Annotated in this window: 17 protein-coding genes and 1 pseudogene; 14 read left to right on the plus strand and 4 right to left on the minus strand. The window is 66.4% G+C overall.

Annotation, left to right across the window (positions count from 1 at the left end; translation table 11 throughout):
* Positions 1–16 precede the first annotated feature (16 nt).
* Positions 17–1,438, plus strand: a complete 1,422-nt coding sequence (pyk, locus tag Q7514_RS20835) for a pyruvate kinase (protein ID WP_330135160.1) — start codon at positions 17–19, stop codon at positions 1,436–1,438.
* A complete protein-coding gene (locus Q7514_RS20840; RefSeq protein WP_330135161.1) occupies positions 1,435–2,322 on the plus strand; it encodes an acyl-CoA thioesterase in 888 nt (295 codons plus the stop codon). Before pyk ends, Q7514_RS20840 begins: the two co-directional genes overlap by 4 nt.
* 26 nt (positions 2,323–2,348) lie before the next feature.
* Here the strand turns inward: Q7514_RS20840 and Q7514_RS20845 are convergent, their stop codons facing one another.
* Together Q7514_RS20845 and Q7514_RS20850 are read right to left on the minus strand one after the other, a co-directional pair.
* Positions 2,349–2,804, minus strand: coding sequence for a MarR family winged helix-turn-helix transcriptional regulator (locus Q7514_RS20845; RefSeq protein WP_330135162.1), 456 nt, complete (start codon positions 2,802–2,804; stop codon positions 2,349–2,351).
* Positions 2,801–3,433, minus strand: a complete 633-nt coding sequence (locus tag Q7514_RS20850) for a DJ-1/PfpI family protein (RefSeq protein ID WP_330135260.1) — start codon at positions 3,431–3,433, stop codon at positions 2,801–2,803. The genes Q7514_RS20845 and Q7514_RS20850 overlap by 4 nt, the downstream gene beginning before the upstream one ends.
* Before the next feature lie 330 nt (positions 3,434–3,763).
* Here Q7514_RS20850 and Q7514_RS20855 point away from each other — a divergent pair, with 330 nt between their 5' ends.
* The 7 genes and pseudogenes from Q7514_RS20855 (at position 3,764) to Q7514_RS20885 (ending at position 9,774) form a co-directional block, all read left to right on the plus strand.
* Complete coding sequence (locus Q7514_RS20855) at positions 3,764–4,786, plus strand: isopenicillin N synthase family dioxygenase (protein WP_330135163.1); 1,023 nt, start codon at positions 3,764–3,766, stop codon at positions 4,784–4,786.
* A gap of 63 nt (positions 4,787–4,849) precedes the next feature.
* Positions 4,850–5,686, plus strand: a complete 837-nt coding sequence (locus Q7514_RS20860) for a MetQ/NlpA family ABC transporter substrate-binding protein (RefSeq protein WP_330135164.1) — start codon at positions 4,850–4,852, stop codon at positions 5,684–5,686.
* On the plus strand, positions 5,686–6,705 hold the full coding sequence (locus Q7514_RS20865) for a methionine ABC transporter ATP-binding protein (RefSeq protein ID WP_330135261.1): 1,020 nt from the start codon (positions 5,686–5,688) through the stop codon (positions 6,703–6,705). Before Q7514_RS20860 ends, Q7514_RS20865 begins: the two co-directional genes overlap by 1 nt.
* Entirely contained in the window at positions 6,702–7,370 is a 669-nt protein-coding gene (locus Q7514_RS20870) for a methionine ABC transporter permease (RefSeq protein ID WP_054713532.1), read from the plus strand. The genes Q7514_RS20865 and Q7514_RS20870 overlap by 4 nt, the downstream gene beginning before the upstream one ends.
* 37 nt (positions 7,371–7,407) lie before the next feature.
* Positions 7,408–8,196, plus strand: coding sequence for a 2-phosphosulfolactate phosphatase (locus tag Q7514_RS20875; protein ID WP_330135262.1), 789 nt, complete (start codon positions 7,408–7,410; stop codon positions 8,194–8,196).
* 106 nt (positions 8,197–8,302) lie between these two features.
* A pseudogene (locus Q7514_RS20880) lies at positions 8,303–9,016 on the plus strand (serine/threonine-protein kinase); the annotation flags it as partial.
* A 266-nt stretch (positions 9,017–9,282) separates the two neighbouring features.
* Positions 9,283–9,774, plus strand: a complete 492-nt coding sequence (locus Q7514_RS20885) for an LGFP repeat-containing protein (protein ID WP_330135270.1) — start codon at positions 9,283–9,285, stop codon at positions 9,772–9,774.
* 62 nt (positions 9,775–9,836) lie between these two features.
* Here the strand turns inward: Q7514_RS20885 and Q7514_RS20890 are convergent, their stop codons facing one another.
* The gene (locus Q7514_RS20890; RefSeq protein ID WP_330135165.1) at positions 9,837–10,379 is read right to left on the minus strand and encodes a hypothetical protein; all 543 of its coding nucleotides are present in this window, start codon (positions 10,377–10,379) and stop codon (positions 9,837–9,839) included.
* Between the two features lie 84 nt (positions 10,380–10,463).
* On the opposite strand from Q7514_RS20890, the gene Q7514_RS20895 reads away from it, so the two are divergent.
* On the plus strand, positions 10,464–10,970 hold the full coding sequence (locus Q7514_RS20895; protein WP_408016143.1) for a GbsR/MarR family transcriptional regulator: 507 nt from the start codon (positions 10,464–10,466) through the stop codon (positions 10,968–10,970).
* Positions 10,971–11,014: 44 nt separating this feature from the next.
* Here the strand turns inward: Q7514_RS20895 and Q7514_RS20900 are convergent, their stop codons facing one another.
* On the minus strand, positions 11,015–12,073 hold the full coding sequence (locus tag Q7514_RS20900) for an iron-siderophore ABC transporter substrate-binding protein (RefSeq protein WP_330135167.1): 1,059 nt from the start codon (positions 12,071–12,073) through the stop codon (positions 11,015–11,017).
* Positions 12,074–12,278: 205 nt separating this feature from the next.
* On the opposite strand from Q7514_RS20900, the gene Q7514_RS20905 reads away from it, so the two are divergent.
* From Q7514_RS20905 to Q7514_RS20920, 4 genes are all read left to right on the plus strand, one after another.
* A complete protein-coding gene (locus tag Q7514_RS20905; protein WP_330135263.1) occupies positions 12,279–13,961 on the plus strand; it encodes an ABC transporter ATP-binding protein in 1,683 nt (560 codons plus the stop codon).
* Positions 13,958–15,769 carry an ABC transporter ATP-binding protein gene (locus Q7514_RS20910; RefSeq protein ID WP_330135168.1) on the plus strand — a complete coding sequence of 604 codons (1,812 nt, stop codon included), beginning with the start codon at positions 13,958–13,960 and terminating at the stop codon, positions 15,767–15,769. Before Q7514_RS20905 ends, Q7514_RS20910 begins: the two co-directional genes overlap by 4 nt.
* Before the next feature lie 229 nt (positions 15,770–15,998).
* Positions 15,999–16,301 (plus strand): hypothetical protein, encoded by a 303-nt coding sequence (locus tag Q7514_RS20915; RefSeq protein WP_330135169.1) that lies wholly within the window; start codon positions 15,999–16,001, stop codon positions 16,299–16,301.
* Between the two features lie 115 nt (positions 16,302–16,416).
* Positions 16,417–18,783, plus strand: coding sequence for an Hsp70 family protein (locus Q7514_RS20920; protein WP_330135170.1), 2,367 nt, complete (start codon positions 16,417–16,419; stop codon positions 18,781–18,783).
* Positions 18,784–18,832 lie beyond the last annotated feature (49 nt).

Genomic DNA, 18,832 nt, shown 5'->3' on the forward strand with positions numbered 1-18,832 from the left:
GGACTAGGCTCGTCTCGTGACCCGACGCACCAAGATTGTTTGCACCATGGGCCCTGCGACAGCCGATCCCGATGTTCTACGAGAACTCGTCGATGCCGGCATGAACGTGGCCCGACTCAACTTCAGCCACGGAGAATATTCAGAACACGAGGGCCACTTCAACCGCGTCCGCGCGGCCGCCGAAGCCACCGGCAATGCAGTGGGTATCCTCGCTGACCTGCAAGGACCGAAGATCCGGCTCGGGCGCTTCGCCGAGGGACGCACCGTGTGGGAGAACGGCGAGATCGTGCGCATCACCGTCGACGATGTCGAGGGCACGCACGATCGGGTGTCGACCACCTACAAGCAACTCGCGGAGGACGCCGCTGCGGGCGACCGACTCCTCGTCGACGACGGCAAGGTCGGCCTCGTCGTCGAATCCGTCGAGGGCAACGACGTGGTCTGCCGTGTCACGGAAGGCGGACCGGTCAGCAACAACAAGGGTGTGTCCCTTCCGGGCATGAACGTATCCGTTCCGGCCCTGTCGGAGAAGGACATTGCCGACCTCGAGTTCGCACTGCGTCTCGGGGTCGACTTCATCGCTCTCTCGTTCGTCCGGTCCCCGGCCGACATCGAACTCGTCCACGAGGTCATGGACCGGGTCGGGCTTCGCCTCCCGGTCATCGCCAAACTCGAGAAGCCGGAGGCGATCGAGAACCTCGAGGCCGTCGTCCTCGCCTTCGATGCAGTGATGGTGGCGCGCGGCGACCTCGGTGTGGAACTTCCCCTCGAGGAGGTGCCGCTCGTGCAGAAGCGCGCGATCCAGATCGCGCGGGAGAACGCCAAGCCGGTCATCGTTGCGACGCAGATGCTCGAGTCGATGATCGAGAATTCGCGGCCGACCCGCGCGGAGGCGTCGGATGTCGCCAACGCGGTGCTCGACGGTGCCGACGCGGTGATGCTCTCCGGTGAGACATCCGTCGGCAAGTTCCCGATCGAGACCGTCAAGACGATGGCGCGGATCGTCTCCGCCGTCGAGTCGGACTCGACGGATGTGCCGGCACTGACACATGTGCCACGCACCAAGCGCGGCGTGATTTCCTACGCTGCGCGCGACATCGGCGAGCGCCTCGACGCGAAGGCTCTGGTGGCGTTCACCCAGTCGGGCGACACCGTTCGCCGTCTCGCGCGACTGCACACCAGGCTGCCTCTCCTGGCGTTCACGCCCGTGCCGCACATCCGCAACCAGCTTGCGTTGACATGGGGCACCGAGACGTTCTCGGTCGAACCGGTGGACACCACCGATCAGATGGTCGAACAGGTCGACCTGGCGTTGCTGTCGCTCGGCCGGTACCAGCGTGGCGATCTCGTCGTCATCGTCGCCGGTGCGCCTCCGGGACGGTCCGGGTCGACGAACCTCATCCACGTACACCGACTGGGGGAGAAGGACACTCGGTGACAGACCGCGAGTCCACCGGGGATGCGCCCCGCGACCTCGATGTGCTCCTCGGTCTGCTCGATCTCGAGCAGACCGAGGAGCACGTCTTCGTGGGGCAGCACCCGCAACAGACCGGGGCCCGTACGTTCGGAGGCCAACTCGTCTCGCAGGGTCTCATTGCGGCCGGGCGCACGGTGGGGGACCGGCCGGTGCATGCCGTCAATGCCCATTTCATCCGGGGCGGCGACGTCAAAGAGCCGATCGAATATCACGTCACCTCGCATCGTGACGGTCGCGATTTTGCCAACCGCATGGTGACCGCGGTGCAGGACGGCCGCGAACTGTGCGCGATGCTCGTGGCATTCCAGCGCTGGGGCAAGGGCCTCGAACATTCGGTCGAGGTGCCCGAAGTGCCGATGCCGGAAGCACTTCCACCGATCGGCGATCGGCTTCGCGGGTTCGAAGAGCAGCTGCCGCACTTCGTCGGTGCGCTCAAGCCCATCGACATGCGCTACGCGAACGACCCCGCGTGGGTGCTCAAGGGAACCGGAGAACGCTTGAACCACAACCGGGTGTGGATGCGCTCCGACGGCGACCTCCCCGACGATCCGATGCTCCATGTCGCGACGCTCGCTTACGGATCCGACACCACGGTGCTCGATTCGATTCTGACAACGCACGGTCTCTCGTGGGGTCTGGACCGCATCGTTGCCGCCACGGTCAACCATTCGATCTGGTTCCACCGCCCGCTGCGCTTCGACGATTGGCACCTGTACGCCACGGAGTCTCCAGTGGCTGCGGGTTCGCGGGGGATGGCGACGGGCCGTTACTTCACCCTCGAAGGTGAGTTGGTGGCGACGGTGGTGCAGGAAGGGCTCGTGCGGCACTTCCCGCGTCGTTCCTGATTCCTGAGCGCTGTCGCTGATCCGGGTCAGTCCTCGGCGATCGCGTCGAGGGCCGCGCTGAGTCGCCGCATCGAGTCGAGCGCCGCGTCCAGTTCGTCCCTCCCCATCAGTTCGGCGAGTCGCGCGGCGGCGGCCGCGTGAGCGGGGTCCAGCGCGGTGACGGCGTCGAGTCCGGTCTGGGTCGGAGCCACGAGCTTTGCACGTCGGTGCGCGGGATTCGGCCGGTATTCGGCCATGCCGCGCTCGACGAGCAGATCGGCGATGCGCTGCACGCTCTGCCTGGTGATACCCATCTCGCGTGCGATCGAGGCGACGGACAACGGTTCGTGCAGGATCGCTCCGAGGACCTGCCACCATGCGGCGGTCAGTCCGACGGGGCGCACCAGCGTCTCGGCAAGCGCCAGGAACTGACCGTTGAGGTGGAACGACGCGAGCGCGACTCCGCTGAGCAAGTCTTGATCGGCGTGGTCCTGCGTGGTCACTGGTGCTGTTCCATCAGCGTGTAGAAGCCCACGGGGTTGCGGTCCGCGTACAGCGCGAACCATGCGTCGAGGACCTCCGGCTCGTAGAGGTCGAGCCGTTCGAAGATGGCGCGCGCGAAGTGGACGGGAGCAACACCGGAGGCGGTGATCAGGCCCCGATCGGCCACCGCGGGTTCGTCGCGGTAGAGGGCGCCGCCCGCGTAGCCGACTTCTTCGAGGAACTCGGCGGCGTTGCTGGTGTGGGTGCGATCGTCGAGGAGTCCGGCGGCGGCCAGGGCGCCGGTAGCGCCGCAGATCGCGGCGACCGGGGCGTCGGCGTCGAGGAAGTCGCGGGCCTTGTCGGTGAACGAGGTGAAGCCATCGGTGTTCCAGATTTCGTTGCCCGGGAGGATCAGCATGGCGCTGTCGCTCGGTCGGATCTCGTCGAGCGTCAGGTCCGGAACGATCCGCAGGCCGCCTTTCGTCGTGATCGGATCGCGTGTCGCGCCGACCGTGGCCACCGTGAAATGTCCCGGTCGTTTCTGGAATTCGGGATCGTTGATTCCCGCGACGGCGTATCCGTACTCCCAGTCGGCCAGTGTGTCGTACAGGGCGAGGTGAACTGTCCGTGGTGCGTCGAAATCATTGATGACAACAGTCTGTCAAAACGGCAGCATGCTGTCAACATGGGGTGAGGTGAACGAGACAATTTGCCCTCGGGTTGTTCCTCGGATTAGCCTTGACCACCATGTTCGGCAATGATCTCGCGCAGTTCGTGAGCGCACGCAGGGTAGGCATCCATGCCCCCGCGTGTTGTTGTCGCAGTCTCTGATGGTGCCTCCCGGGGCGATTCCAGGATCTCCTCGACGTTCCGGTTCCGCCCGCAGTCATCCGTGCCCCGCATTCGTCCACGGAATGAACCCGCTGCCGAACCCGTTCCTGAATGCGACGGCGCGTCGCGTCCAGAAAGGATCCATCTCATGCCCGACTCGGCAACATTGCCCATCATCGATCTCGCCGACCTCGGTCGGAGCGACGACGCGCGCAAGGCGCTCCTCGACCGCCTTCGGACGGTCACGCACGAAATCGGATTCTTCCACCTCGCCGGACACGGCATCGAGGAGTCGAGCGCGCGCCGCCTGATCGCGTCCTCACGTGAATTCTTCGCGCTGCCCGAGGCCGACAAACTCGAGATCGAGAACTCCTACTCTCCGCACTTTCGCGGCTACACCCGCGTCGGCGGCGAACACACCCAGGGATACATCGACTGGCGGGAGCAGCTCGACATCGGGCCGGAGCGTGACGCCGTCACGGACATCGATCCGACGCGCCCGTGGGACGTGCTGCACGGGCCCAATCAGTGGCCGTCGCAGGTGCCGCACCTGCGCGAAGAGTCCCTCGACTGGATCACCCGCTGCAGCGACGTCGGGATGCGCCTGCTTCGTGCCTGGGCCGAATCACTCGGAGCCCCAGCCGATTTCTTCGACGATGGGTTCGCCGAACCCGATCCGCTCCTCAAGATCGCCCGGTATCCCGGTCACGATGGGGCAATCACGAATCAGGGCGTCGGCAGCCACAAGGACGTCGGTGCGCTCACCCTGCTGTACCCCGAACCCGGCAGCGGCGGATTCCAGGTCGAACGTGACGGTGCCTGGCTCGACGTCGACCCGCTGCCCGGGCACTTCATCGTCAACATCGGCGAACTCCTCGAAGTCGCCACCGGCGGCTATCTCAAGGCAACCGTGCATCGGGTACTGCCCCCGGCGGCAGGGTCCGACCGGGTGTCACTGCCGTTCTTCCTCAACCCGGGTCTCGACAAGGCGCTGCCCACTGTCGAGCTCCCCGACGACCTGGCTGCTGCGGCGAAAGGCGTGGGTACCGACGTCCACGGCGGTACCTTGCATTCTGTGTACGGACTCAACGCCCTGAAGTCGCGACTGCGGGCACATCCCAACGTCACGGACCGCTATCACACAGATCTGGCGCGGTCGTTCGACAGGTGATCCATTGCCGGTTTCACCCGGTACCGCGCCGCGGACCGGTCTCCACCACGGAAGGTAGAAACGATGTTCCTGCGTCGCACCGCCGCCGCCTCGGCAGCTGTTGTCCTCGGTCTCGGCCTGGCGGCCTGTGGGTCGTCGGGAGGTGACGAGAACACCCTGGTCATCTCCGCTTCCTCCACACCGCACGTCGAGATCCTCGAGCAGGTCGTGAACAGCGGTGCACTCGGCGACTACTCGCTCGACATTCGCGAGGTCACCGGTGAGATCGACCCCAACGAACTGCTCGTCGCCGGCGATGTCGACGCCAACTTCTTCCAGCACGAGCCCTACCTCGTGGACTGGCAGAAGCAGAACGGAGTCGACAACCTCGTCGCCGTCGCCGACGTGCACCTCGAGCCGATCAGCCTCTACTCGAACAAGGTCGACTCGCTCGACGAGATCGCCGACGGCGACTCGATCGCGGTCCCGCGCGACACCACGAACTACGCGCGTGCCCTGTACCTCCTCGAATCCGCGGGCCTGATCACGATGGACGTGCCGTTCACCGAAGCCGATCTGTCGGTGGTCACCGAAGCGAACATCACGGAGAACCCGAAGAACCTCGAGTTCATCCAGATCGAACGCCCGCAGCTCGCGCGTCAGCTCGACGACCCCCAGGTCACCGCCGCAGTGATCAACTCCAACTACGCACTCGAGGCCGGGCTCACTCCGGCGGACGATTCCATCTACACCGAAGAAGTGGAGAACAACCCGTTCTCCAACCTCCTCGTGGTGCGCGCGGAGAACGAGAACGATCCGATCGTGGTCGCGCTCGCGGAGGCACTCGAGTCCCCCGAGACTGCCGCATGGATCGAGGAGACCTACTCGGGCTCCGTGGTTCCGGTGCACCCGGCGAACTGATGATCGTCGTCGACACTCTCGTCAAGACCTTCCCCGGCGCCGGTGGTGCCGGGGAAGTCATGGCACTCCAGGGCATCGATCTCGAGATCGCGGACGGGGAGATCTTCGGGATCGTCGGCCCTTCCGGCTCAGGGAAGTCCACTCTGCTGCGCTGCCTCAACCTCCTCGAAGAACCCACGTCCGGCCGGATTCTGCTCGGCGGCGACGACCTGTCGAAGTTGTCGGGCTCCGAGCTCCGGTCGGCGAGGCGCCGCATCGGGACGGTCTTCCAGCAATTCAATCTGCTGCACTCGCGCACCGTGGTCGGCAACATCGAGTTTCCGCTCGAGGTCGCGGGAGTCGGCAAGGCCGAACGACGGTCACGCGCGAAGGCGCTGATCGATCTCGTCGGGCTCACGGGCAAGGAGAAGTCCTACCCGTCTCAACTGTCCGGGGGACAGCAGCAACGCGTCGGCATCGCCCGCGCCCTTGCCGCCGAACCAGATGTGTTGTTGTGCGACGAAGCGACCAGCGCCCTCGATCCCGACACCACCGACCAGATCCTCGATCTCGTCGCGGAGGTCAACCGACGCCTCGGTGTCACCGTCGTGATCATCACCCACGAACTCGGTGTGCTGAGGCGTGTCTGTACGTCTGCGGCCCGGCTGGAGGCCGGTCGCATCGTCGAAACGGGTCGCATCACGGACCTCGTCGCACACCCCGGTTCGGCGCTCGGCGCGGCGATCGTGCCGGTGGGCGACGACCCGTCGGCCGGGGCGATCAGCGACACCGCGCTCGTCACCGCGATCGGCGACTACGCACACGGGCCGTGGCTCTCGGAGATGATCCGCGAGCTCGACGCCGATATTGCAGTCGTCGGTGGTCGTGTGGAGAAGGTCGGCGATGTGACGGTCGGCCGTCTCCGTCTGCGCTTCGACGTCGGAGCCGATCGTGACCGCATCGCTCGGTTCGTCGACGAGCGTGAACACCTGACCCTGTCGTGGGGGACCGACACCGACCTCGAGGGGTTGTCCGAATGAACAAGACTGCCTGGTACGAGGTCTTTCCCGAAGTCTGGGTCGCGACACTCGAGACCCTCTACATGGTCGGGGTCTCGTTCGTGCTCACCGTGATCGGCGGAATACTCGTCGGGATCATCCTGCAGATCACCGGGCCGAGCGGCCTGTGGCCCCAGCGTCTGATCAACGGTGTGCTCGGCGTGATCGTCAACCTGTTCCGTTCGCTGCCTTTCCTCATCCTGCTCATCGCGCTGATCGGCGTGACGCGGTTCATCGTCGGCACGGCAATCGGCCCCACCGCCGCAATCGTGCCGCTCACCATCGGCGCGATCCCGTTCTTCGCACGCATCGTCGAATCCGCGCTACGGGAAGTGCCACGCGGACGTGTGGAAGCCGCGGAGGCAATGGGCGCGACGAACATCCAGATCGTGCGTAAGGTGCTGCTGCCCGAAGCGACGACCGCACTCGTGGCCGGTGCGACGCTGACGCTCGTGCTTCTCGTCGGTTACTCTGCCATGGCCGGCGTGATCGGGGCCGGTGGCCTCGGCGACTTCGCGCTCGTCTACGGCTATCAGCGCTTCAACACGCCCGTACTGCTCGTTGCCGTGGTCGTGCTGATCGTGATGGTTCAGATCATGCAGTCGATCGGCGACACGATCATCAAGCGGATGGCGCACCGGCGTTGACAGTCCGATGCACGATAGCCGGATGAACGACAGTCGGATGAACACTGCACACCGTCAGCGTGATTCCCGGATCCGATTCGACTGGGGATTGCGAGGCGCCGCGGCGATCGCGGAGGGCGCGGATGTAGCGGTCGTAGTGGATGTCCTGTCGTTCACCACCACACTTTCTGTCGCGCTCGACGCCGGCATCGACGTCTTGCCCTATCGGTGGCGCGACGAGACTGCAGCGGCGCACGCGGCCGCACACGACGCGGTGCTCGCGGTGGGGCGGCAGGAGATGACGCCGGGCGCAGTGAGCCGGTCACCCGGCACGATCCGGTCCGCGCGTACTGTCGAGCGGCTGGTGCTGCCGTCACCGAACGGATCGTCGATCGCGTATGACCTGGATTCGCGGGCCTCGACGTGTCTCGGTGCGTCGCTGCGGAACTTCCATGCCGTGGCCGAGTGGATCGCCCGGCATCATCCGACCGCAGTGGTCTCCGTCGTCGCGGCGGGGGAGAGGTGGCCGGACGGGTCCTTGCGGCCGGCAGTGGAAGATCTGTGGGGCACGGGTGCGGTGATCGCCGGGTTGGTGGACACACACGGTTTCGGGTCGTTGTCGCCCGAAGCTGAGCAGGCCCGCGCTGCGTGGAATGCTGTCGCCGGTCGAGTCACGAGTGCCCTGCAGGACTGTGCTTCGGGTCGCGAGCTCGCACTGATCGGTTTCGCCGACGACATTGCCATCGCATCGGAGGTGCGACGCAGCAACTGCGTTCCGATACTTCGCGATCACCGATTCGTCGATGCCTCCGGCACGCTCCCCGTCCAGGCGTTGGCAGATCGCTGAGTGCGGCGCGGCGCCCGCGCGGCAACGGCTCGATCGAATCTCTTTCGGACGCTCCGGTCAAGCTCTCTACCGCATGCGCTCAGCGACAACCGACTGTGGGGAGATGATGGTGGCTGAACTGACCCCCGGCACGGTCTTTGCTGGATTCACGATCGAACGGCTCTTGGGCGCCGGTGGTATGGGGTCGGACTATCTTGCCGCTCATCCTCGAATCCCCAGGAAGATCGCGCTGAAGCTGTTGCACACGTCTCTGACCCATGATCAGCACGCGAGCGTGCTGTTCGAGCGTGAGTCGGACCATGCTGCGCGACTCGATCATCCGAACATCGTTTCGATTCTGGATCGTGGGCGTGAAGGCGATCAGTTGTGGATTGCGATGCAGTACGTCGCCGGACCGAACGCCTCTGAGGCAGTGGCACGGGCGGCATTCGACCCTTCCCGGGCCGTGCATATCGTCGGAGAGATTGCGAAGGCACTCGACTACGCGCACGCGAACGGTGTCCTGCACCGCGATGTGAAGCCGGCGAACATGCTTCTGGAGGAGACCGGGCCGGGTCGGCCCGGGCGTGTGCTGCTCGCGGACTTCGGAATCGCCAAGGCTCTCGTCGAGACGGCGTACCGCACCAAATCGGGAACTTTGGTCGCGAGTGTGCAGTACGCGTCACCCGAGCAATTCGAGGGAACTACGCTCGATGGCCGTGCGGACGTCTATTCTCTGGGATGCAGTCTCTTTCACCTGCTGACCGGTGAACCGCCGTATCCCGGTGATTCCCTGCCCCAATTGATGCACGCGCATCGGGGCCGGCGGATACCTGCACCGAGTTGGATTGTTGCGGATGTACCCGTCGAACTCGATCGAGTACTTGCCAAGGCCAAGGCCATGGCCAAGGACCGCGCAGATCGTTACCCCGATTGTGTGGCGTTCGCTGACGCGGCAGCCGCAGCCATTGCAACATCCCACAGGCGGCTCGAACCCACCAAGCGTCTCGAGACCGCGTATGTTCAGGAGCCCACGCATATGCCGGCATGCCGGCGCCCACGCATATGTCAGAGTCGGCGAGTCCGCCGGAACCCGCGGTCGCATCGGTGGCGCCGTCGGAACTCGCGGTCGCATCCGCGCCGCCGCCGGTTGCTCCAGTGGTCGATCGGCGACGTGGTGGGTTCGCCCGGAGCTGGAAGTTGTTGGCGGCCATGGGAGTTCTCGTCGTGTTGGTCGCGGCTGTTCTCGTGGCAAGCCAGTTCTCGCCGTTCGATTCGAATGAGTCGTCCGCGTCGGCCACCTATTCCACAACGATGCTGGGTGCCGACGGAGTCGAGTACACCGTGTCGGGGAGTCTTCTGGAGAAGTATTCCCAAGCGACCGCGCCTCAGAAGGCGGACCTCGGACAGCCATTGGGTGCCGAGAAGACCAATCCTGACGGCAAGTACCAGTGGTTCGTCGGCGGTGTCATCATTCAGAAGACCGGACAACCTCCGTATATCGTGTGGGCGAGATACGCAACAAGTGGAAGGTGCTCGGTGGTAGTCAAGGTTCAATGGGTTACCCGACCAGCGATGAGATCGATATCGATGGGGTGAAGGTGAGTACGTTCGAGAACCGTTCGATCACTTTCGAAGACGGCATCGTGACAGTCTGCTGATCACCACACGAGGGTACGGTCGCCCACGCGCACTCTGCCGAAGAAACGCTTTCCGATCTCGACGCCGTCGCGATTGTATCCGTTCAGGAGGTCGGCGAGTTCGTCGACGAGTGCTCGAAGCGCCGAACTCGCGGTCTCGACTCCGTATTCCGACACCCACCCCCATGCTTGCGGGACGTTCTCGAGGGTGATGACGACCTCGGAATCGTGGGGCGTCGACACGGTGTAGACGATGCCTGCCGGAGCATCGGCGATCGGGTCGGATTCCGCGGGCAGGCCAGGTTGTCCCGGCGTCGAGAAGACGAGCCGCGCCAACGCGATCTCCTCGCGGACCATCTCGGCGATACGCGTGAGATCCGCATGCCGCCCGACACGATGGTGCCGCTGACCGTAGGTGCGGTCTCCGGCGTTCTGCGGGGGCCGTGACCTGGCGAGGATCCGATCGAGCATGCGCTGCGCCGCCGCGCCTTCGGCGTCACCGGTACGAGGGTGGTCGATCAGAGCGTGCAGCCGTGAGAGTCGAGCGGCCATAGTGCCTGCCATGTCCGCACGATATCGTGCGCGGTCTTCGGGTACTCGAACGGGCACGGCGACAGCCGTGTGGTCGACGAGGCGCGTGTTGCGACAATGTCCGGCATGAGCAGCTCTCGCGGGGTGGAGGACGCCGATGATGTCCGGTCGTGGTTCGTCGAACGATTCGCCGACTACTGGCAGACGGGTGGAGCATCGAGGATCGAAGGGCGCATCGCGGGTTATCTGCTTGTCGACGAATCGGGTGGGGTCAGCGCCGACGAGCTCGCCCGCGTGCTGGGCGCGAGCCGGGGTTCGGTCTCGACCTACACCCGCCGACTCGTCGCCCGCGGGTTCGTGCAGCGGGTCCGGCGTGCGGGGGAGCGTGCCCACTATTTCGTCATGGCCGACGACGTGTGGGGCGGCTTCCTCGACATCGAGGAGGAGTACTTGCGTAGCCAACGGGCCCTCGCGGAGGAAGCGCTCGCGCGGGTGAGCCCGGAATCGGCGGCGCATGTCCGGGTCGAGAACATGCGCGACTACATGGGCTGGCTGCTGGACAACCGGAGACTCGGCGCCGAGTGGAAGCGGTTCAAGGCGGCACGCGACGACGAAGGAGGGTGAGGGCGGACCATCGTCCGCCCTCACCCTCTCGGTGCGCCCGCCGGTTACCGGTCGAGCTTCGCAATCGCCTCGTCGATCAGCGGGACGTAACGGTCGAGGGCCCACGGCACCGTGAGCGGGTTGATGATCGACGACCCGGTGACGAACGGCTGCTCTTCGGGAGCAACGATCGAACCCCGCGAGATCGCCGGGATCTGCTGGTAGACCGGCTGTGCCTCGATCTCGGCGCGATTGGCGGGATCGCTGTAGAAGGTGAAGATCAGGTCGGAGTCGGCGAGCAGATGCGCGTTCTCGAGTCCGATGACCGACGAGTCGGTGCCCTCGGTCTCCTCGAGGGTGTCGACGACCGGGTCGACGGTGAGTCCGAGTCCGCGGACCATCGCGACACGCTGCTCGTTCGCGAGGAACACGCCGAGGGTCGCGGGGCCGGTGTTGTAGATGTAGGAGAAGCTCACGTCCTGGTATTCAGGATGTTCGGCGGCTGCATTTGCGAACGTGTCGTCGATCTCGGTGATGAGGTCGAGGGCCTCGTCGTGTTTGCCCATCGCGGTGCCGATCGTCTCGATCTGCTCCTGCCAGGTGATGGTCCAGGGCAGTTCCGGGTAGGCGACGGTCGGTGCGATGCCCTCGAGCATGTCGTACTGCTCTTGGGTGACTCCGGACCACGGAGCGAGGATCAGATCGGGTTCCAGCGTTGCGATCGCTTCGATGTCGACCTCGGTTCCGCCGGTGAACTGGGCGGGTAGATCTGCGCCGCGCTCGGTGAGTTCTTCGTGGATCCACGGCAGATAACCGGTCTCGTCGCTGCCCCACGAGTACTCTTCGATACCCACCGGAACCGTGCCGAGTGCGATCACGGTCTCCGCGGATCCCATTCCGAGTGTGACGATGCGTTCGGGTTCCTCGGTGATCTCGGCGGTGCCCAAGGCATGCTCGATGGTTACCGGCTCGAAGTCGCCGGACGCGGCGGTGTCGGATTCGCCGGACGCGGCGGTGTCGGATCCGCTGTCACTACTGGAGCATGCCCCGAGCAGGAGCGCACCGGCCGCGACCATCGCGATGAGCTGGGGCCGGCGCAGGGCACGGCCGAGTCTGTTGTGCATGGATGCCTTTCGACGGGGCGGGGCGAGGGGACGTCCCAACCGAACTGTTGGGTCAGCCTAGCCTTACCTAGGCGCTGGTTTCAAAAATTCTGAAACTTCTGACGGTGGAAGAATCCTCGGTATCGCCGTCACCTAGGGTGAACCCCGGCGGAAACGGGAGGTGCCGGTGGACACGCAGAAGCAGGCGTCGCGCGGAAGCGCGCTGATGTGGCGGACACTGCGGCGACACCGCGGAAGCATGACCGTCGCCGTGGTGCTGTGCGGTCTGCACCAGTTGTTCGAAGCCCTCGTCCCGGTCGCGATCGGAGCGATCGTCGCGAACGCCATCGCCCCGGGCGATCGCACCGAGATGGTGATCTGGCTCGCCGCCCTCGCATTGCTGTTCGTCGCCCTGACCTATTCCTGGCGCCTCGGTGCACGCCTCGTCGTCGCGGCGATGGAAGGCGAAGGACACAAGCTCCGCGTCGAGGTCACCGACACCCTCCTGCGTCCACGTGGCGTCCGCACCGACATGCGCTCGGGGGAACTGCTTTCCGTCGCCACCTCCGACGCCGATCGCACTACCTGGATCCTCGACCTCGTCGCGCGGGCCGTCGCGAGCGCGGTCGCGGTGATCGCGACGGCGGTGATCCTGTTCGTGATCGATGTTCCGCTCGGTCTCGGCGTTCTCGTCGGAACGGTAGCGCTGTTGGCAGCACTGCACTTCGCAGCCCCCGTCATCGCGCACCGCACCTCGGAGCAACAGGCTCGCATCGGGACCGCGTCGGCCGTCGCGACAGATCTCGTCACCGGGCTGCGGCCACTGCGCGGTATCGGTGGCGAGGCCGCAGCAGGGGAGCGGTTCCGCGCTGTCAGCGCCGACGCCCTGACCGCAACGCTCAGCGCCGCGAAGGTCCGCTCACTGTTCGCGGGTGTCTCGACCACCTCGAGCGCGTTGCTCGCGGTGGCGATCGCCGGCTGGGCGGGGTGGCTCGCACTCAGCGGCCGAATCGGCCTCGCCGAGGTCATCACGGTGGTGGGTCTTGCCCAATTCCTGATCGAACCACTCACCACTCTGGCGCGGGTCCCCGCCGTCGTTGCGGCGTCACGAGGATCGGCGGATCGGGTGGCGCGCGTCCTCGACAGCTCTCCGCTGCTGGATCCCGGACGAGATGACGTGAGTCACCACGATCAGGGTCCGGTCCTCGAACTGGCCGATCTGCGGTACCGGACACTCGACGGCCTCGACTTCGCCGTCGCGCGCGGCGAATTCGTCGGAATCGTGGCATACCGACCGGAGGACGCAGATGCGGTGTTCGCGCTACTGTCGTCGCAGGTTCCTGCCGACGACTACACCGGCTCGTTCACTGTCGGATCGGTGCTCGCCCGCGACCTTCCGATCGAGCTGGCGCGCACCCTGATCCTCGCCGAACCACACGACAACTTCCTGTTTGCGGGCACCCTGGGGTCCAACATCACCGCGGGCCGTGGCCCCACCGCGTCGATCGACCTCGAACGTGCGCTCGAGGCGTCCGCCGCCCGCGATGTCGTAGACCTGCATCCTGCGGGGCTCGATCACCCGGTCGGCGACGACGGCACCACATTGTCCGGTGGTCAGCGGCAGCGCATCGCGTTGGCGCGCGCCCTCGTGGCGGATCCGCCGGTGCTCGTCCTGCACGATCCCACCACTGCGGTCGACTCGGTCACCGAACTGAACATCGCGGAGGGGCTCCTCGAACTCCGGCACGGAACCGACCCGCGCACGACGATCGTGCTCACCTCGAGCCCCGCACTTCTTGCCGCCGCCGACCGCGTCATCGTGATCGACGACGGTCGCGTCGTCGCCACCGAGACCCACCATCGGCTCGCCGAGATCGACGCGGTGTACCAGACAGTGGTCGTGCGATGACCGACCTGAACCCGGCCACCGAGCGCCAGTTGCTGCCGGTCGCCACAGCCCGCGAATCATGGGCCTGGCTCGGCCGGGCGGTCCGCACGAGATCGGCCGTCGCAGCAGCAGGGGTCGTCACGGCAGCGCTGGGCGCCGCGGCCACCGTGCTGCCCGTCTATATGTTCGGGGTCCTCATCGACCGCGTCCGTGAGTCCGCACCGATCTCCGCACTCGGCGGGATCGTCGTGATCATCGCCGTCTCCGCGATCGCGGCGGGCGTGTTCACCGGCCTTGCCGGATATTTTGTCGCGGTGCTGGGATCCACGGTGCTCGCCCGTCTCCGTGAGGCGGCTGTCGTGCGGACCCTGCGGCTACCGATGCGCACGGTCGAGCAGGCAGGTAAGGGCGACGTGCTCGCCCGGGTCGGCGATGACGTCGCCGTGATCGACAAGGCGGTCTCCGAGGCCGTCCCACCGGTGATCTCCGCGTTGTTCCTCGTCGCGGTGAGCCTGACCACGATGGTCGGAATCGACTGGCGCCTGGGCCTGGCCGGTGCGATCGCCGTCCCCATGTACACCCTGGCGCTGCGCTGGTACCTGCCTCGGTCCGCGCCCCGATACGCGGCGCAGCGCGTCGCGATGGGTGCGCGATCCCAGGCCCTGATCAGCAGCATCCAGGGGCAGCGCACCGTGCGGGCCTACGGAACCGAAGCGGTACATCGCGGCCTCGTGGACCAGGCATCCGACCGCGCACGGCTGCTGGGCATCGACGTGTTCGGGATCTTCGCGCGGTTCGCGAGCCGCGGGAACCGCGCCGAGTACGTGAGTCTGGCCTGCATCCTGGCCGCGGGATTCGTCCTCGTCGACAACGGGTCGGTCTCGGTCGGTCAGGTCACCGCCGCAGCACTGTTGTTCCACCAGTTGTTCAATCCCATTGCCGCTATCCTCTTCACCTTCGACGAAGTGCAATCGGCGGGCGCGAGCTTGGCGCGCCTGGTCGGCGTCGTGTCGATTCGGGACGCACCTCCGCCGGCGGAGGTGCGCACGCCCACAGCTGCCGGCCTGCGGATGAACGGTATCCGCCACGGTTACGACGGGCACGAGGTGCTCCACGGCATCGACCTGACGATCGCCCCCGGCGAGCGGATTGCCCTCGTCGGCCCTACCGGGTCGGGCAAGAGCACACTGGCGTCGATCGCGGCCGGCAGCATCACTCCGGATTCCGGCGAGGTGCTCCTGGGCGGCGTTCCGCTCGCCGAACTCGCGGGCACGATCCGCGACCACCTCGTGATCGTGACCCAGGAGGTGCACACCTTCGCGGGCACACTGCGCGACGACCTGCGACTTGCCGCGCCGCACGCCGACGACCGGGCGGTCGAGCTCGCGCTTGCGTCGGTGGGTGCGACCGGCTGGGTCCGTGCGCTGCCCGCCGGTGTCGACACGGTGGTGGGCGAGGGCGGTCATCGGCTCACCGCTGCACAAGCGCAGCAACTCGCGCTCGCGCGCGTCCTGCTCGTAGACCCCGCGGTCGTGGTGCTCGACGAGGCGACCGCAGAAGCCGGAAGTGCCGGGGCCAGGGATCTCGAGAGTGCGGCGGCCGCCGCAGTGGCCGCCCGGACGTCGTTGGTGGTGGCGCACCGTCTCACCCAGGCGGCCACCGCGGACAGGATCGTCGTACTCGAGCACGGTCTGGTCTGCGAGTCGGGAACCCACGAGGAGTTGGTTGCTGCGGGAGGGCGGTACGCCAGGCTGTGGGCCACCTGGTCGGGTGACAGCGCGGTCGGGGACAGTATTCGTGAGGGCGAGGGCGAGAACGGCGCTGAATAGGGCGGGCCGGCCCCGAGATGCAACAGCTTGGTGACGCACCACAGCTCGGTTGCGAGATATTCATCACATTTGGTAGTGTTTCGTTATCCGCTACGCTGCCGGCCCGGGCGTGGCGGGTGAAGAGCGGAACTTTCGGTCCATTCGGATACCGCGATCGTGCATCTCGATGATTTCGATCTCTCGACGAAGCGCGGTCGAGTCCGCTCCGGGGAGGGAACGGGAGGGAATCATGGGCGAACATCACGCCGAGTCGGGGGACCGGTCGTCACAGGGCAGAGCGTTGGCAATCCTCGTTCTGTCAGCAGCACTCATCATCGGAACCACGGTGGTCATGGTCACAGGGTCAGTCGTGTCGGGAGTGCTCTACGGCGCGCTCACCGGTGTATGCGTCATCGTGGCGCACCTGATGATCACGCCGGGGCCGGCAGCAGGCCGGTTTCACACCGCAGGCGAACGAGTCCGGAGTCTGCGCCGAGCGCATCCGCGGGGAGCGGCCGGCGTCCCGGACGGCGGCAAACACTCCGTCGCCTAGCAGAACCGCAGCGACGCAGGAGAGCCACGGCAACGCAGCACCATTCGGTGGTCGATCGACGCCGGGTTCCTGCTGGCTCGGTGTGACCGCATGGCCTCGCTTACGCTCTTGAGCCATGAGCAATGGGGACCGGTCGCTGGCGATCGATTTCGGTACGTCGAACACCGCTGCGGCAGTGACCGATCCACGGACGGGCATCCACACCCTGTCGTTGACGCATCACGGCAATCTCATGTCGTCGTCGGTCTTCGTCCGGTCGGTACCGGTTCGGTCGCTCGACGACATCCTTGTCGGTGATGCCGCGGTCAATGCTGCCGATTCGGATCCGGGCGCCTTCGTTCCGTCACCGAAACGGCTCGTGAGCATGCCCGCCGTGTCGGTCCACGGCACACCCGTGCCCCGCACAGCCCTGTTCGCGGCGGTGATCGGCTCCGTCTACCGCCGCGCACTGCGTCACAACAACAACGTGCCGCCGTCCCGCGTGGTGCTCACCCACCCCGAAGGATGGTCGGCGGATCTGGTCGCTGTACTGACCGACGCAGCCGCGGAGGTCGGCATCGATCCGTCCACAGTCGTGACAGTGTCCGAACCGCGCGCCGCCGCGCACTTCTACTCTCACGGCACCCCCGTCCCGTCAGGATCGGCTATTGCCGTGTTCGACTTCGGCGGCGGCACCGTCGACGTAGCGATCCTGCGCAGCACCCCCGACGACGAATTCGAAGTCGTCACCGCTGTCGGCGACAACGGACTCGGCGGTAAGAACTTCGACGCGCTCGTCCGAGGCTGGGCAGAAACCCAGCTCGCCGATCTCAACCCCGAACTCGCCGAGTACCTGCGCGGATCCGGCCCCGATCAGTTGCAGGCGCGTCGGGCGCTCGAGGAGTCCGCACGGCGCGCCAAGGAAGTGCTGTCCGATGCGCCCTCCGCAACGGTCACGGCCGCCGGTGGTCCGTGGCGCGAGAACCTGCTCCTGACCCGCGACGAGTTCGAAGATCTCATCGCACCGCAGATCGAGCAGGCAGCAGCCCTGGTCCGTACCGCACTGACCCAGGGCCACGTCCCGCACGATCGGCTGCAGGCGATCTATCTCACCGGCGGATCGTCACGGATCCCGATGGTGCACAGCGTGCTCGGGCGGGTCGGCCCCGTCGCTACTCTCGACGATCCCAAGACGGTCGTCGTGCGAGGTGCGCTCATCGCCACCGCTCGCTCCGGACGGCCCGCGGCCGCACCCACCGTGCCGGTGCGTGCACCTCGGCCGGCCGATACGTCGAACCGAGTCCGCGTCTCCGGCCGAACTCTCACCGTGCTCGGTGCAGTAGTGGCGGTGATCGCTGCCGCCATCGGTGTCGTGGTGTACTGGCCTGATTCCAGGGGCGGCGAGGGTGCCACGGCGAGTGGAGGGCCGACCTCGTCGCCGACGGAGAGCGACGTGTTCACCGTCGCTGCCGGCGGGTGGTTCACGTGCGCTGATTCTCTCGGTGATGTCAGCTGCTGGGGGCTCAATGCCTCCGGGCAACTCGGCGACGGAACCACAGATTCCCGATACTCACCCGTCTCCGTCGAACTTCCCGCGCCCGCCTCTGCGCTCGGCGCGGGTCGCGAGCACACCTGCGCGGCACTCGACGACGGCGAGACCTACTGCTGGGGATACAACACATTCGGTCAGCTCGGCACCGGCACCACCGACCCGAGCGCGGAACCGGTGCGGATCGACATGCCCGCTCCCGTCTCGGCACTGAGCGCAGGGGAAGACCACACGTGCGCCCTTACGGAGAGCGGCGAAGGCTACTGCTGGGGCCGCAACACGAACGGCCAGATCGGAGAAGAGGGGAGCGACCTGATCGAGTTGCCCTACCGCATCGACCTGCCCACCATGACGTCGCTGGCAGCGGGCGGCAACCACACGTGTGCCTCCACCGTCGTCGGCGATGTCTTCTGCTGGGGCGCGAATCCGTCCGGCCAACTCGGCCGCGGATACACCAACGACTCCGACGTCGCGATCGCTGACCCGCTGCAAGTGGAACTCCCCGGCCCCGCCGCGTTCGTCGCTGCGGGGCGCGGACACACCTGCGCCGCCCTCGAAGATGCCCGGACATACTGCTGGGGTGACAACGGCTGGGGTCAACTCGGGGACGGCACCGGCGACTCGCACACCGAACCGGTGCAGACCTCGCTGCAGGGTCGGGCCGTCGCTCTGTCCGCCTCGCTGCGGCACACCTGCGCGCTGACCGAAGACGGCGCCGTCTCCTGCTGGGGTACGGCGGACTGGGGGCAGAACACGAGCGCCCCCGGCGCCATCTCGACAGCGCCGGCCCGGGTGACACTGCCTTCGGCGGCTACGACCATCACGACCGGTGCCGTCCATACCTGCGCGACCACGGTCGACGACCAGGTGTTCTGCTGGGGAGAGAACGGAAACGGGGAACTGGGCAACGAATCGACGACGGCGAGTGCGGTACCGGTGCGGGTTCCTGTCTGACGACGTGAAGCACCGGGTCACTGCTACCGCCGCTTCGGGGCTTTCCCTC

Source organism: Rhodococcus artemisiae (genome assembly GCF_036327795.1).
In the GTDB taxonomy this organism is placed as follows: domain Bacteria; phylum Actinomycetota; class Actinomycetes; order Mycobacteriales; family Mycobacteriaceae; genus Rhodococcus; species Rhodococcus artemisiae.

Coding starts and splice junctions, on each gene's coding strand:
- Q7514_RS20890 (WP_330135165.1), bottom strand. CDS start 10,379: ATGGCAGGCACTATGGCCGCTCGACTCTCACGGCTGCACGCTCTGATC.
- Q7514_RS20905 (WP_330135263.1), top strand. CDS start 12,279: ATGTGGCGGACACTGCGGCGACACCGCGGAAGCATGACCGTCGCCGTG.
- Q7514_RS20855 (WP_330135163.1), top strand. CDS start 3,764: ATGCCCGACTCGGCAACATTGCCCATCATCGATCTCGCCGACCTCGGT.
- Q7514_RS20915 (WP_330135169.1), top strand. CDS start 15,999: ATGGGCGAACATCACGCCGAGTCGGGGGACCGGTCGTCACAGGGCAGA.
- Q7514_RS20860 (WP_330135164.1), top strand. CDS start 4,850: ATGTTCCTGCGTCGCACCGCCGCCGCCTCGGCAGCTGTTGTCCTCGGT.
- Q7514_RS20870 (WP_054713532.1), top strand. CDS start 6,702: ATGAACAAGACTGCCTGGTACGAGGTCTTTCCCGAAGTCTGGGTCGCG.
- Q7514_RS20895 (WP_408016143.1), top strand. CDS start 10,464: ATGTCCGGCATGAGCAGCTCTCGCGGGGTGGAGGACGCCGATGATGTC.
- Q7514_RS20910 (WP_330135168.1), top strand. CDS start 13,958: ATGACCGACCTGAACCCGGCCACCGAGCGCCAGTTGCTGCCGGTCGCC.
- Q7514_RS20900 (WP_330135167.1), bottom strand. CDS start 12,073: ATGCACAACAGACTCGGCCGTGCCCTGCGCCGGCCCCAGCTCATCGCG.
- Q7514_RS20865 (WP_330135261.1), top strand. CDS start 5,686: ATGATCGTCGTCGACACTCTCGTCAAGACCTTCCCCGGCGCCGGTGGT.
- Q7514_RS20875 (WP_330135262.1), top strand. CDS start 7,408: ATGAACACTGCACACCGTCAGCGTGATTCCCGGATCCGATTCGACTGG.
- Q7514_RS20920 (WP_330135170.1), top strand. CDS start 16,417: ATGAGCAATGGGGACCGGTCGCTGGCGATCGATTTCGGTACGTCGAAC.